This is a genomic window from Pseudomonas sp. JH-2 (genome assembly GCF_036231725.1).
Taxonomy (GTDB): domain Bacteria; phylum Pseudomonadota; class Gammaproteobacteria; order Pseudomonadales; family Pseudomonadaceae; genus Pseudomonas; species Pseudomonas delhiensis.
This window is the reverse complement of the sequence record NZ_JAZAQP010000006.1, coordinates 36,969-49,802: the sequence shown is the minus strand read 5'-3', so window position 1 is coordinate 49,802 and position 12,834 is coordinate 36,969. Positions and strand designations below refer to the sequence as shown.

10 protein-coding genes are annotated in these 12,834 nt (G+C 65.6%); all 10 read left to right on the top strand.

The window, feature by feature from the left end:
• Window positions 1–32: 32 nt before the first annotated feature.
• The 10 genes from VV867_RS06015 (at window position 33) to VV867_RS05970 (ending at window position 12,833) form a co-directional block, all read left to right on the top strand.
• Complete coding sequence (locus tag VV867_RS06015; protein WP_109933455.1) at window positions 33–839, top strand: methyltransferase domain-containing protein; 807 nt, start codon at window positions 33–35, stop codon at window positions 837–839.
• Window positions 836–2,104 (top strand): ATP-grasp domain-containing protein, encoded by a 1,269-nt coding sequence (locus VV867_RS06010; RefSeq protein ID WP_109933454.1) that lies wholly within the window; start codon window positions 836–838, stop codon window positions 2,102–2,104. The genes VV867_RS06015 and VV867_RS06010 overlap by 4 nt, the downstream gene beginning before the upstream one ends.
• 64 nt (window positions 2,105–2,168) lie before the next feature.
• Window positions 2,169–5,699 carry a glycosyltransferase gene (locus VV867_RS06005; RefSeq protein WP_109933453.1) on the top strand — a complete coding sequence of 1,177 codons (3,531 nt, stop codon included), beginning with the start codon at window positions 2,169–2,171 and terminating at the stop codon, window positions 5,697–5,699.
• Window positions 5,700–5,926: 227 nt separating this feature from the next.
• The gene (locus tag VV867_RS06000) at window positions 5,927–7,045 is read left to right on the top strand and encodes a flagellin N-terminal helical domain-containing protein (RefSeq protein WP_109933452.1); all 1,119 of its coding nucleotides are present in this window, start codon (window positions 5,927–5,929) and stop codon (window positions 7,043–7,045) included.
• Window positions 7,046–7,121: 76 nt separating this feature from the next.
• Window positions 7,122–7,493: a flagellar protein FlaG gene (locus tag VV867_RS05995; RefSeq protein WP_275627313.1), complete on the top strand. Its 372-nt coding sequence runs from the start codon at window positions 7,122–7,124 to the stop codon at window positions 7,491–7,493.
• 74 nt (window positions 7,494–7,567) lie between these two features.
• Entirely contained in the window at window positions 7,568–8,980 is a 1,413-nt protein-coding gene (gene fliD, locus VV867_RS05990) for a flagellar filament capping protein FliD (protein WP_328565860.1), read from the top strand.
• 124 nt (window positions 8,981–9,104) lie between these two features.
• Window positions 9,105–9,485, top strand: a complete 381-nt coding sequence (fliS, locus tag VV867_RS05985; RefSeq protein WP_009620865.1) for a flagellar export chaperone FliS — start codon at window positions 9,105–9,107, stop codon at window positions 9,483–9,485.
• Window positions 9,486–9,511: 26 nt separating this feature from the next.
• Complete coding sequence (locus tag VV867_RS05980) at window positions 9,512–9,808, top strand: flagellar protein FliT (RefSeq protein ID WP_275627311.1); 297 nt, start codon at window positions 9,512–9,514, stop codon at window positions 9,806–9,808.
• Between the two features lie 221 nt (window positions 9,809–10,029).
• Window positions 10,030–11,505, top strand: coding sequence for a sigma-54 dependent transcriptional regulator (locus VV867_RS05975; protein WP_089391784.1), 1,476 nt, complete (start codon window positions 10,030–10,032; stop codon window positions 11,503–11,505).
• Between the two features lie 119 nt (window positions 11,506–11,624).
• Window positions 11,625–12,833, top strand: a complete 1,209-nt coding sequence (locus VV867_RS05970) for a sensor histidine kinase (protein WP_371921110.1) — start codon at window positions 11,625–11,627, stop codon at window positions 12,831–12,833.
• Window position 12,834 lies beyond the last annotated feature (1 nt).

The following is a 12,834-nucleotide window of genomic DNA, read 5'->3' as shown; positions in this document are numbered from 1 at the left end:
AACAGGTTGCCAGAAGCGTAAGGATCAGAATCATGACCACTCCACAATGCAACGCGTGCGGAAGCACCGAGCTTTCCTTCGAAACCGTTACCTGCACCATCCAGAAGTGGCTGGGCAAGACCTGCGACTTCGTGATCTGCGGCTGCTGCGGCTATGCAGGCAATCCGGGCAATACCCATGACTACCGTAGCGCTCCCTTCGACCCCGGCAGCCAGCCCGAGACCAGCGTACGGGCCGGCGATGGGGTCACGCCGCGCCGTGAGTACCGCATGGCGGAGATGGGGCTCGAAATCCTGCGGAATCACTTCGGCGAAGCCTTCGCTCCCGATGTGGTGGTCTATGGCGCCGGCTTGTCGCAGGACCATGCGTTGATCCAGCAGCAGTTGCCGGTTTCCAGGGTCGCCGTATCCGACCTGGGCAATTTCCAGGAAGCGCTGGATTTCGTCCCCTTCGATTCACGCGAGGCAGAATTCGACCTGATGGTCGCCTGCGAGGTGGTGGAGCATTTCACCGACCTGGACGAGGACTTCGCCAACCTGCTGCACAAAGTGCGCGATAGCGGGCTGGTCATCGCCAGTACCAACCTGCGCGATGGCCTGCCGCTGGAGACTGTCACCTATCCGTTCGAAGAAGGGCACACCTCCTATTATTCCGGTCGCTCGCTCATCGAGATCGGCAGGCGCTTCGGCGTGAAGGTTGATTTCCGCACCCCCGCCATCGCGCTGAAGATGAGTACTGGCGGCCCGCGCAAGCGCTACGTGTTCTTCTACCGCGATCCGGCTATCGGCGAATGCATTTCCCAATACTTCGCCGACCATCACCTGGCGCCGTCGGAATGAGCAAGGTCCGGGTATTGGTGTTTCCCTGCGGCACCGAAGTGGGGCTGGAGATCGCCCGTGCCCTGGAGCACTCGCTGCACGTCGAGCTGCACGGTGCCTCCAGCCGTGTCGACCACGGCGAGCAGGCCTATGTCCGGCACGCACACTTGCCCAACATTGCCGATGCGACCTTCGATGAGTGCTTCGCGCACTTGCTGGCGCAGTGGAACATCGACCTGGTGTTCGCCACCCACGACAGCGTGCAGGACTACCTGGCGCCCCGTGTCGAAGGCCTTGGCGTGCAACTGGTCAACGGCGACGCTCGAACGGCGCGCATCGCCCGGCGCAAATCGTTGACCTATGAGTTGCTGGACGATACGCCGTGGGGGCCGCGTCGATATGCCAATGCCGCGGCCGTGGAGGCCTGGCCCGTGGTGGTGAAGCCCGACCAGGGGCAGGGCGGGCAGGGGGTGACCCTGGTCGCCGATGCCGATGAACTGGCCGTGGCGCTGGCTGTCGTGCAGCAACCGCTGGTCTGCGAGTACCTGCCGGGCGAGGAGCTGACCGTCGATTGCTTCACCAGTCACCGCGGCCAGCTGCTGTATGTCGGGGCGCGTTCCCGCGAGCGTGTGGTGGGCGGCATCGCCATGCGCTCGGGACCTCGGCCCACCGATACGCAACTGAACGACATTGCCACCACGCTCAACGCCCGGCTCGCCCTGCGCGGGCCCTGGTTCTTCCAGGTTCGCCGGGACCGCCAGGGCGACTGGAAACTGCTGGAGTTCAGCAGTCGCTTGTCCACCGGCTCGGTCGTGGCGCGCGCCCTTGGCGTCAACCTGCCATTGCTGGCCGTGCAGGACTACCTCGGGCGAGACTTGCTGCTGTTGCCGGAGCCGCGCCTGCAACTGGTCGAACGCCGCCTGGAGAACAAGGCGGTGCTCGATTACGACTTCGATACCTGCTACCTGGACCTGGACGACACCCTAGTGTGCGCCGGCCGCGCCAACCCACAGGCGATGCGCCTTGCCTACCGGTTGCTGCAACTGGACAAGCGGCTGGTGCTGCTCACGCGCCATGCCGGTGATCTGACGGCCACCCTGGAAGCGGCGCATATCCCGTTGACGATGTTCGAACGGATCGTCCATCTGCGTGAAGGCGAGCCCAAGTCCGACCATGTGCGCGCGCCGGCGATCTTCATCGACAACCATTTTCCCGAACGTCTGGACGTATCCCGACGCCATGGCATTCCCGTATTCGATGTGGATGCGATGGACCTGCTGTTCTGACGAGTTCAATTCGCAAGCCGTGGGCATGGTGCCCGCGGATTGCCTGAAGCCAAGTTGAGGTGTGATGGTGAACCAACCCAACGATATCAACCCGCTGGTCAGCGTCGTAATGCCGGCCTACAAGGCGGCCTACCTCAAGGAGGCCCTGCAGAGCCTGCAGGATCAGACCTATCGCCCGCTGGAGCTGGTGATCTGCGATGACTGCCGGACGGACGAAGTCCGGGCGGTCGTGGACGAGTACCGCGGCATTCTCGATTTCCCCGTGCACTACTCGTACAACGAGACGCGCTTGCACGAATCGAAGAACCTGGCCAAGTGCGTCAGCCTGGCCAGCGGCGAATACCTGAAGTTCCTGTATGACGACGACGTCTTGCATCCGGAGTGCGTCGAACGCATGGTCGACGCCATGCGGGAGCGGCCGGGGATTGAGCTGGTCAGTTCGCGGCGGCGGCGCATCGACGATCAGGGGCGTCAACTGCCGGACATCCTGGCCACCGCATTGCCGTTCGTGGAGGATGCGCTGGTCGATGGTATCGGCCTGACGTCGTTCCTGGCCGAACACACGGTCAACTTCATCGGCGAGCCCAGCACCGTGCTGTGCCGCCGCGAGGCGGTGGCAGCGTTCGGCGACCAGGTCATGGCGCTCAATGGCGTACCCATCCGCTGGGTGGGCGACCTTGCGCTCTATGTCAAGCTGCTGCAGAAGGGGGACCTGGCGTTCCTCTCCGCCCCCCTGGTGGACTTCCGCGTCTCCCGCGAGCAGTTCAGCCAGCTCGGCCGTGACAAGCCGGGCATCGGTGACAAGGGGCACCAGGACTTCCGCCAGGCCGTGCGTGACCTGGGTTGGTACATCGAGGGTGGCGACCAGTTGGTTGGTGTTTCGCCGCTGCATCGGGAACAAGCTCCGGAGCGCGTCGACCTGCTTGCCGCCTTGCGCCAGGCCCATGCCCTGAGCGAAATGACCGAGCGCTTCGATGAGTGGCTGGTGGCACGCAAGCCGAGCCCGATCCAGAGGCGGCTGATCGATGAGCACCTGCGGGCCAATGGCCTGGGCGTGCATATAGATGTGCTGTTGCCGGTAGGCGGGGATAGCGCAGCGCTGCAGGCGACGCTCGACAGCCTGGCGGCGGCCGCCGAACTCTACCCGAATGTCAGTGTGACGCTGCTGGGCGCCCAGGCGCAGGCCGTGGATAGCGGGCTTCGCCTGCGCCATCAGCCTGTGGGGGGCGATGGCCTGGCCGCCGCAGTCAACGAGGCGCTGCGCAGCAGCACCGCCCACTGGGTGGTGTTGGCTGGCGCCGGTGACCTCTTCACCGCGTCCGGGCTGATGGTCGCCGGCCTCGAACTGATGGGGGCGGGCGGTTGCCGCGCGGTATCCACCGACCTGGTGCTGCGTGGCGAAGATGGCCGCGAAGGGCCGGCCATGCGTCCGGATTTCAACCTCGACCTGCTGATCAGCTTCCCCACCTCCCAGGCGCGCCATTGCCTGTTCAACCGCGAGGCCATCCTCGAGATGGGCGGTTTCGACGGGGAGTATCCTCGGGCGCTGGAACTGGACCTGCTGCTGCGCCTGGTGGAGCAGGGCGGCCTCGATGGCCTGGCGCACCTGTCCGAGCCGTTGCTGTCGACCGCCGCGCCGAGCCTGCAGGCCAACCCCGACGAGGAGCGCACCCTGCAGCGTCATCTCGCCGCACGCGGCTACGGGCAGGCGCGGGTGCAGAGCCATCTGCCGGGGCGCTACCACATCGACTACGGTCATGCGGCACAGCCGCCGGTGTCCATCCTCATCGTCCTGCGCGACCAGCTCGCCGCCGTGCAGCGTTGCGTGATGAGCCTCCTCGAGCACACGGCCTACCCCAACTACGAAATCCTGCTGGTGGACAACGCCAGCGAGAACCCGGCCACCCGCCAGTGGCTGGAGGGCGTCGAGCAGATGGCCGCCGAGCGCGTCCGTGTGCTGCGCTCGGGCGAGCCGCTGGCCGACGCGCGGCTGAAGAACCTGGCTGCCGCTCATGCGCGTGGCGACTACCTATTGTTGCTGCGCCCGGAGGCCGCGGTCTTCCAGGGCGACTGGCTGGGCGAACTGGTCAACCAGGCGCAGCGTCCCGAAGTGGGGATCGTCGGCGCGCGCACGGTCGATGGCGAGGGGCGCATCACCCATGCCGGGCTGGTGCTGGGCCTGCGCGGCATCGCCGGGCACGCCTTCATCGGCGAGGACATGAACGCCACCGGCTACATGAACCGCCTGCAGGTGGCACAGAACTACAGTGCGGTCTCCGATGGTTGCCTGATGATCCGCAAGGCACTGTTCGACGAACTGGGTGGCCTCGATGAGGGCGACTTCGCCGAGCGTGGCGCCGATGTCGACCTCTGCCTGCGCACCGGTGCCTCCGGTTACCTGATCGTCTGGACGCCCCACGCAACCCTGTTGCACAACCAGGCCCTGGAAGCCGAGCCGACGGAACTGCAGGACGCCTTCTACGCTCGCTGGCTGCCACGTCTGGCTCGCGACCCCGCATACAACCCGAACTTCTCCCTGGTCCGCGCCCGTGGGGGCTTCGTCCTCACCGACACCCAACTGACCTTCCGCCCCCTGGCCTGGCAACCGCTGCCGACGGTACTGGCACATTTTGCCGACACCTTCGGTTGCGGCCACTACCGGGTCATCCAGCCGTTCCTGGCGCAGCGCGAGCAGGGGTTGATCGAAGGCGTGGTGACCCACGGCCTGCTGCACGTCGCCGACCTGGAGCGCTTCTCCCCGGACGTGGTGCTGCTGCAGCGCCAGATCGGTGACGAGCGCCTGGATGCCATGCGCCGCATGAAGGCCTTCTCCCGTGCCTTCAAGGTCTACGAACTCGACGACTACCTGCCGAACCTGCCGTTGAAGAACCAGCACCGCGAGCACATGCCCAAGGACATTCTCCGCTCCCTGCGCCGCGGCCTGGGCTACGTCGACCGCTTCGTGGTTTCCACCGAGGCGCTGGCCGAGGCCTTCTCCGACCTGCATCCGGATATCCGTGTCGCCTATAACCGCCTGGCTCCCGGCTGGTGGGGCGGCCTGCAGCCGAGCCAGCGGCGGCGTTCGGCGAAGCCGCGGGTAGGCTGGGCGGGTGGCGTCAGCCACACCGGTGACCTCGAACTGATCGCCGACGTGGTCAAGGAGCTGGCCAACGAGGTCGAGTGGGTCTTCTTCGGCATGTGCCCGGAGCAGATTCGCCCGTACGTGCATGAGTTCCACTCGGGCCTGCCGATACACCTGTATCCGGCCAAGCTCGCCAGCCTGGACCTGGACCTTGCCCTGGCGCCGCTGGAAGACAACCTGTTCAACCAGTGCAAGAGCAACCTGCGCCTGCTGGAGTACGGCGCCTGCGGCTTCCCGGTGGTGTGCAGCGACAACCGCGCCTATGCCGGCGACCTGCCGGCCACCCGGGTGAAGAACCGTTTCCGCGACTGGGTGGAGGCGATCCGCATGCACCTGGACGACCTCGACGCCACCGCCCGCATGGGCGACAGCCTGCGCGAGAAGGTGCGCAGCGATTGGATGCTGCAGGGCGACAACCTGCAGGCCTGGCATCGCGCCTGGCAGCCGGACTGAGCGCCCGGGTACCGCTGCCTGAATGCTGAAAGCCCCGCCAAGCGGGGCTTTCAGCATTTTCCTGGGGCAAGATGCAAGAGGGGCTTGAAAAAAAATCGAAAATCGCCCTAAAGCAAAATCCGCCACGGACGATAACCCTAACGAAGGTTCTCCAGGCCATACCGGGCGGCACTAGCCAAGGGCCAGGAACCAACTGAAAGCAGTCGCCTATCCACGAGGATCTCGTCATGGCCCTTACCGTAAATACCAACATCTCTTCGCTGACCGTTCAGAAGAACCTGAACAACGCCTCGAAAAACCTGAACACTGCCATGACCCGGCTCTCCACCGGCCTGCGCATCAATAGCGCCAAGGACGACGCCGCCGGTCTGCAGATCTCCAACCGCCTGAGCAGCCAGATCAACGGCCTGAACAAGGCAGTGGACAACGCCAACGACGCCATCTCCATCGCCCAGACCGCTGAAGGCGCCCTGCAGGAATCCACCAACATCCTGCAACGCATGCGTGTCCTGGCCGTGCAGTCCGCCAACGGCTCCAACAGCGAAGACGACCGCACCTCGCTGAACCAGGAGTTCAAGTCGCTGACCGCCGAACTGACCCGTATCTCCGAAACCACCACCTTCGGTGGCGGCAGCACCGCCGTGACCCTGCTCAACGGCAAGGCTGGCACCAACGGCACCATGACCTTCCAGGTCGGCGCCAACGCCAACGAAACCGTCAGCTTCACCCTGAACGACATGAGCGCCAAGGCCCTGAACGGCAGCTACACCCTGGCCAGCGGCACCATCGCGGTCACCGGCGTCAACGACACCACCACCGCCGCCGCCTCGGGCAGCATCACCGTCAACGGCGTCGAAGTCGACTACGCCAAGGGCGCCAGCCTCAACGACATCGTCGCCTCGATCAACACCAACGTCAGCGGCATCACCGCGGTCGCCAGTGGCAGCAGCATCAAGGTCACCTCGCAGGACGACATCACCGTCACCGCGGGCGGTACCCTGACCGGCGGCACCGCCACCGTGGCTTCCGGCCAGACCGTGCAGTCGCTGAACATCGGCACCGCCGACAAGGCCCAGGCCGCGATCCAGGTGATCGACGATGCCCTGAAGCAGATCGACACCCAGCGTTCGGCCCTGGGTGCGGTACAGAACCGTCTGGACAGCACCATCTCCAACCTGCAGAACATCGCGGAGAACGCCACCTCGGCACGCAGTACGATCCAGGATGCCGACTTCGCCGCGGAAACGGCGGAGATGACCAAGCAGCAGACCCTGCAGTCGGCAGCCACCGCTGTACTGGCCCAGGCCAACCAGCTGCCCTCTGCCGTACTCAAGCTGCTGCAGTAAGGTCATCGGCGGTTGATACGAAGGAAGGGCGCACTGCGCCCTTCCTGCATTTGTCCAGAATAATGAGGAGTCGATGATGAGCGTGACTTTCTCTACGATCGGACTGGGCGCCCCCGCCAGGGCGGACCAGGCCCAGGCGGCCACGCCCATCGCGGCCAGCGGCAAAACCCTTGCCGTCGACGGCAAGGGCTCGCCGTCCACCGGCAGCACCCAGGCTGCGCCGGACAAGGCTACCCTGGACCGTGCGCTGGACAGCCTGCGCAGCAATGCCCAGGTCATCCACCGCAACCTGGAGTTCTCGGTCGACCAGGAGTCGGGCATCACCGTGGTCAAGGTGGTGGACAGCACCAGTGGCGACGTGATCCGGCAGATTCCTTCGGAGGTCGCGGTGAAGCTGGCGGAGAGCATCAAGGAAGCCGGCAACCTGCTGTTCCGGGAGCAGGCCTAGAAGCTGGCCTGCTTCTTGCTCGAAGGCTCTGGCACGAGCAATTGCGTCAAGAAACCGTTTAAAGGAGCGCGGCAATGACTACGATCAGTTCTTCCTCGTCGGGCAGCATCGCCTCTACCGGCCTGGGGTCCGGCCTGGACATCGACTCGATCGTCAGCGCCCTGGTGAAGGCACAGACCAGTGCCAAGCAGACGCAGATCACCAACCTCACCAAGTCGAGCACCACCCAGCTGTCCGCCGTGGGCTCGCTCAAGAGCGCGCTCTCGACCTTCCAGCTGGCCGTGGCGACGCTCAACACCGCCGACTCCTTCTCCGGGCTCAAGGCGACTTCGTCGGACGAGACGAAAGCGACTGCCACCGCCAGCGCTTCGGCCACCGCCGGTACCTACACCCTGGAAGTCGACAAGCTGGCGACCGCCTCCAAGGTGGCCAGCCAGTACGTCGGTAGCTCCGACAAGTTCGGCGCCGGTCGTCTTACCCTCAGCCAAGGCAGCAGCAACTATTACGTGACGGTGTCCGCTGGCGATTCGTTGTCGACCATCCGCGACAACATCAACAAGCTCAGTTCCACCAGCGGCATCTCCGCCAACATCGTCACCGACTCCAGCGGCTCGCGCCTGGTGCTCAGCTCCACCACCACCGGCGCCGGCACCGATATCAGCGTCAAGGCTTCGGGCGACAGCACCCTGGGCAAGCTGGCGATCGACGGCTCGGCAGCCTACAGCAGCTCTACCGGCGGCTATCTGGTTCAGGCCGGCGATGCCGAGTTCAAGCTCGACGGCCTGTCGATGACCAGTTCCAGCAATACCCTGGACAAGGCCGTCAGCGGCGTGACCTTCAACCTGCTGACGACCGGCAGCTCCACCGTGACGGTGGCGACCAACACCGACGACCTGACCGCCAACATCCAGAAGTTCGTCGACGCCTACAACACGATGATCAAGTCGATCTCCAGTCTGACGGACATCACCACCACCACCAACGAGGACGGTACCACCAGTACCAGTGCGGGGCCGTTGTCCAGTGACGCCACCACCCGCACCCTGCTCAACAGTCTGCGCAACGAGTTCGTCAACCTGTCCAGCAGCAGCGGTACTCTGCAGGTGCTGTCGCAGCTCGGCATCACCAGTCAGAAGGATGGCACCCTGAGCGTCGACAGCAGCAAGCTGAGCAAGGGGCTGGAGACCTATTCGGGCAACATCCAGAGTTTCTTCACCGGCAGCGACGGCTTCCTCAAGCGCATGTACAACGCCGTCGACAGCTATGCCAAGACCAACGGCATCCTCGACCAGCAGACTGACTCGATCAACTCCACCATCAGCAGCCTGAAGAAGCAGCAGACTGACCTGGACGACCGCACCGCCAAGCTGACCGACATCCTGTACGCCAAGTACAACGCCATGGACAGCCTGGTCGCCCAGCTCAACGCCACCAGCAGCAGCGTGATGACCACGCTGAACGCGCTGAACAAGAGCTCCGACGACTGATGCGGGCGGCGCTTAGCCGCCCGGCAGCGGCCGAGGTAGACGCAATTCGCGATTAAAGTCTGGCGCCGCCGCGCCGATACCCTGGACATCGGATATGAAACCTTCCACACCAGGGGATCTCGAAATGAATGCGATGGCAGCGCTTCGCCAATACCAGAACGTGGGTGTCCAGGCACAGCTCCACGAGGCGAGTCCGCACCGCTTGATCCAGATGCTCATGGAAGGCGGCCTGAGCCGCATCGCCCAGGCCCGTGGCGCCATGCAGCGCGGCCAGATGGCGGAGAAGGGCCAGCTGATCGGCAAGGCCGTGGCCATCATCGGCGGCCTGCGCGACGGGCTGAACCTCGAGGCCGGCGGCGACTATGCCGAGCGCCTGAACGCCCTGTACATCTACATGGGCCGCCGCCTGCTTGAGGCCAACCGGCAGAACGACGAACATATGCTCGACGAAGTGGCCAACCTGCTTCGCAGCATCAAGGAAGGCTGGGACGGTATCCCGCAGTAATACCGCCCCACCAGGAGACACGAAGCATGACCCTCGCCGTCGAGCGTATCGAACGAACCCGCACCGCCCTGGGAACCGCCCTGGCGGAGCAGGACTGGGAAGCCATCGCCCGGCTGGACCTGGAGTGCCGCCAGCACGTGGATGCCGCCATGCACGAGCCGCTGGACGACGACAGCGAGCTCAAGCGCAGCCTCGAAGGGCTGCTCATGCTGTACCGCGAACTGGTCCAGGAAGTCACCCGCCAGCGCCAGGGCGTGGCCGAGGAGATCATCCGCGTCAATCGGTCGCACAAGGGCGCCAAGGTCTATCAGCTTTTCGGCTGAGCCCCGCGGGTCGCCCGTTCGGCGCGACCCCCCGTTTCCGGCATTGCCGCCGTTCGTTCCAGCAGGTAAGTTCTTCCGTCGGAAACAACGAATAAATCACGCCATAAATTTGACTCCTGCCACAATTTTGACTTTACTTGGTGGCTAAATGATGGCGGCCTGTTTCCGCCCCTCTCCGTTGCCGTTCGCCGGCCCACATGCCTTCGGAAGACAAGAGCAATATGTGGCGTGAAACCAAGATTCTGCTGATTGACGACGACCTGGAGCGTTGCCGCGAACTCTCCACCATCCTCAACTTCCTCGGCGAGGACCAGCTGTCCTGCCGCAGCCGCGACTGGCGCCTGGCGGTGGACGACCTGCCCAACGGCAGCCGCGGCGTGCTTTGCGTGCTGCTCGGCAGCGTCGAGCACAAGGCTGGCGCCCTGGAGCTGCTCAAGCAGCTCGCGGCCTGGGACGAATACCTGCCGGTGCTGCTGATCGGCGAACCGGCGCCCAACGACTGGCCGGAAGAGCTGCGCCGCCGCGTGCTGGCCAGCCTGGAGATGCCGCCCAGCTACAACAAGCTGCTCGATTCCCTGCACCGCGCCCAGGTCTACCGCGAGATGTACGACCAGGCCCGCGAGCGCGGCCGCCAGCGCGAGCCCAACCTGTTCCGCAGCCTGGTCGGCACCAGCCGCGCCATCCAGCAGGTGCGGCAGATGATGCAGCAGGTCGCCGACACCGACGCCAGCGTGCTGATCCTCGGTGAATCTGGCACCGGCAAGGAAGTGGTGGCGCGCAACCTGCACTACCACTCCAAGCGCCGCGACGCGCCCTTCGTGCCGGTGAACTGCGGGGCGATCCCCGCCGAGCTGCTGGAAAGCGAACTGTTCGGCCACGAGAAGGGCGCCTTCACCGGCGCCATCACCAGCCGCGCCGGGCGTTTCGAACTGGCCAACGGCGGCACCCTGTTCCTCGACGAGATCGGCGACATGCCGCTGCCGATGCAGGTCAAGCTGCTGCGCGTGCTGCAGGAGCGCACCTTCGAGCGCGTGGGCAGCAACAAGACGCAGAACGTCGACGTGCGCATCATCGCCGCCACCCACAAGAACCTCGAGAAGATGATCGAGGACGGTGGCTTCCGCGAAGACCTGTACTACCGCCTCAACGTCTTCCCCATCGAGATGGCGCCGCTGCGCGAGCGGGTGGAAGACATCCCGCTCTTGATGAACGAACTCATCTCGCGCATGGAGCACGAGAAGCGCGGCTCCATCCGCTTCAACTCCGCCGCCATCATGTCGCTGTGCCGCCACGATTGGCCGGGCAACGTGCGCGAACTGGCCAACCTGGTCGAGCGCCTGGCGATCATGCACCCCTACGGGGTGATCGGCGTCGGCGAGCTGCCGAAGAAATTCCGCCACGTCGACGACGAGGACGAGCAACTCGCCAGCAGCCTGCGCGAGGAACTGGAAGAGCGCGCCGCCATCACCGCCGGGCTGCCGGGCCTGGACTCGCCGGCGATGCTGCCGGCCGAGGGCATCGACCTCAAGGACTACCTGGCCAACCTCGAGCAGGGGCTGATCCAGCAGGCCCTGGACGACGCCAACGGCGTGGTCGCCCGCGCCGCCGAGCGCCTGCGCATCCGCCGCACCACCCTGGTGGAGAAGATGCGCAAGTACGGCATGAGCCGTCGCGAGGAGGAAGTGGCGGAGGATTGACGCCACTTGCCTTGGGCTTTTTGCAAGTGCCTGAAAATAAAGGACTAATTTTTAGGCACGCAGATTGCTAAGACTCTGCCAGCCGACGCTTTCACGACGTCGGATGGAAGAGAGACAGCATGATGCCAGCCGTACCCCAGCAGCCCCAGCCGGACTCCAGCGAACACCTGGAGGAGAACGGCCGCGCCGGCCTCGACCAGGCCTTCGCCCTGTTCAACCAGATGTCCACCCAGCTGAACCAGTCGTACAGCATGCTGGAGGCGCGGGTCAGCGAACTGAAGGGACAGCTGGCCCTGGTCAGCGCCCAGCGCATGCAGGAGCTGGCGGAGAAGGAACGCCTGGCCAACCGCCTGCAGAGCCTGCTGGACCTGCTGCCCGGCGGCGTCATCGTCATCGACGGCCAGGGCGTGGTGCGCGAAGCCAACCCGGCGGCCCGCGGCCTGCTCGGCCAGCCCCTGGTGGGCATGCTGTGGCGCCAGGTCATCGCCCGCTGCTTCGCGCCGCGCAAGGACGACGGCCACGAGATTTCCCTGCGCGACGGGCGCCGCCTGTCCATCGCCACCCGCTCGCTGAACGGCGAGCCCGGGCAACTGGTGCTGCTCAACGACCTCACCGAGACCCGCCGCCTGCAGGACCAGTTGGCCCGCCACGAGCGGCTCTCGGCCCTGGGCCGGATGGTCGCCTCCCTGGCCCACCAGATCCGCACGCCGCTGTCCGCGGCCATGCTCTATGCCGGCCACCTGAGCGAGCAGGCGCTGCCGCTGGAGCAGCAGCAACGCTTCGCCGGGCGCCTCAAGGAGCGCCTGCAGGAGCTGGAGAACCAGGTACGCGACATGCTGGTGTTCGCCCGTGGCGAGCTGCCGCTGCCGGACCGCCTGAGCCCGGCGGAACTCTTCGCCAGCCTGCGCGCCGCCGCCGAGGCCCACGTCGCCGGCCTGCAGCTGCGCTGGCAGTGCGACGTGCGCGGCGGCGAACTGCTGTGCAACCGCGACACCCTGGTCGGCAGCGTCCTCAACCTGCTGCACAACGCCATCCAGGCCGGCGGCCAGGACGTGCGCCTGAAAGTCCACCTCTACGCCCGCGGCGACAGCCTGCGCCTGGCCATCAGCGACAGCGGCCCGGGCATGGACGCCGCCACCCTGGCGCGCCTTGGCGAGCCCTTCTTCACCACCAAGACCACTGGTACCGGCCTCGGCCTGGCGGTGGTCAAGGCCGTGGCCAAGGCGCACCACGGCGAACTGCGCCTGCACTCGCGCCCGGGCCGCGGCACTTGCGCCAGCCTGGTCCTGCCGCTGATCGCGGCGCCCGTCCGTGAACACAAGGAATAAC

Excerpts from the sequence above, each read along its gene's own strand:
- VV867_RS06010 (WP_109933454.1), top strand. The coding sequence starts at position 836 with ATGAGCAAGGTCCGGGTATTGGTGTTTCCCTGCGGCACCGAAGTGGGG.
- VV867_RS06015 (WP_109933455.1), top strand. The coding sequence starts at position 33 with ATGACCACTCCACAATGCAACGCGTGCGGAAGCACCGAGCTTTCCTTC.
- VV867_RS05970 (WP_371921110.1), top strand. The coding sequence starts at position 11,625 with ATGATGCCAGCCGTACCCCAGCAGCCCCAGCCGGACTCCAGCGAACAC.
- fliS (WP_009620865.1), top strand. The coding sequence starts at position 9,105 with ATGAATGCGATGGCAGCGCTTCGCCAATACCAGAACGTGGGTGTCCAG.
- VV867_RS06005 (WP_109933453.1), top strand. The coding sequence starts at position 2,169 with ATGGTGAACCAACCCAACGATATCAACCCGCTGGTCAGCGTCGTAATG.
- VV867_RS05975 (WP_089391784.1), top strand. The coding sequence starts at position 10,030 with ATGTGGCGTGAAACCAAGATTCTGCTGATTGACGACGACCTGGAGCGT.
- fliD (WP_328565860.1), top strand. The coding sequence starts at position 7,568 with ATGACTACGATCAGTTCTTCCTCGTCGGGCAGCATCGCCTCTACCGGC.
- VV867_RS05980 (WP_275627311.1), top strand. The coding sequence starts at position 9,512 with ATGACCCTCGCCGTCGAGCGTATCGAACGAACCCGCACCGCCCTGGGA.
- VV867_RS06000 (WP_109933452.1), top strand. The coding sequence starts at position 5,927 with ATGGCCCTTACCGTAAATACCAACATCTCTTCGCTGACCGTTCAGAAG.
- VV867_RS05995 (WP_275627313.1), top strand. The coding sequence starts at position 7,122 with ATGAGCGTGACTTTCTCTACGATCGGACTGGGCGCCCCCGCCAGGGCG.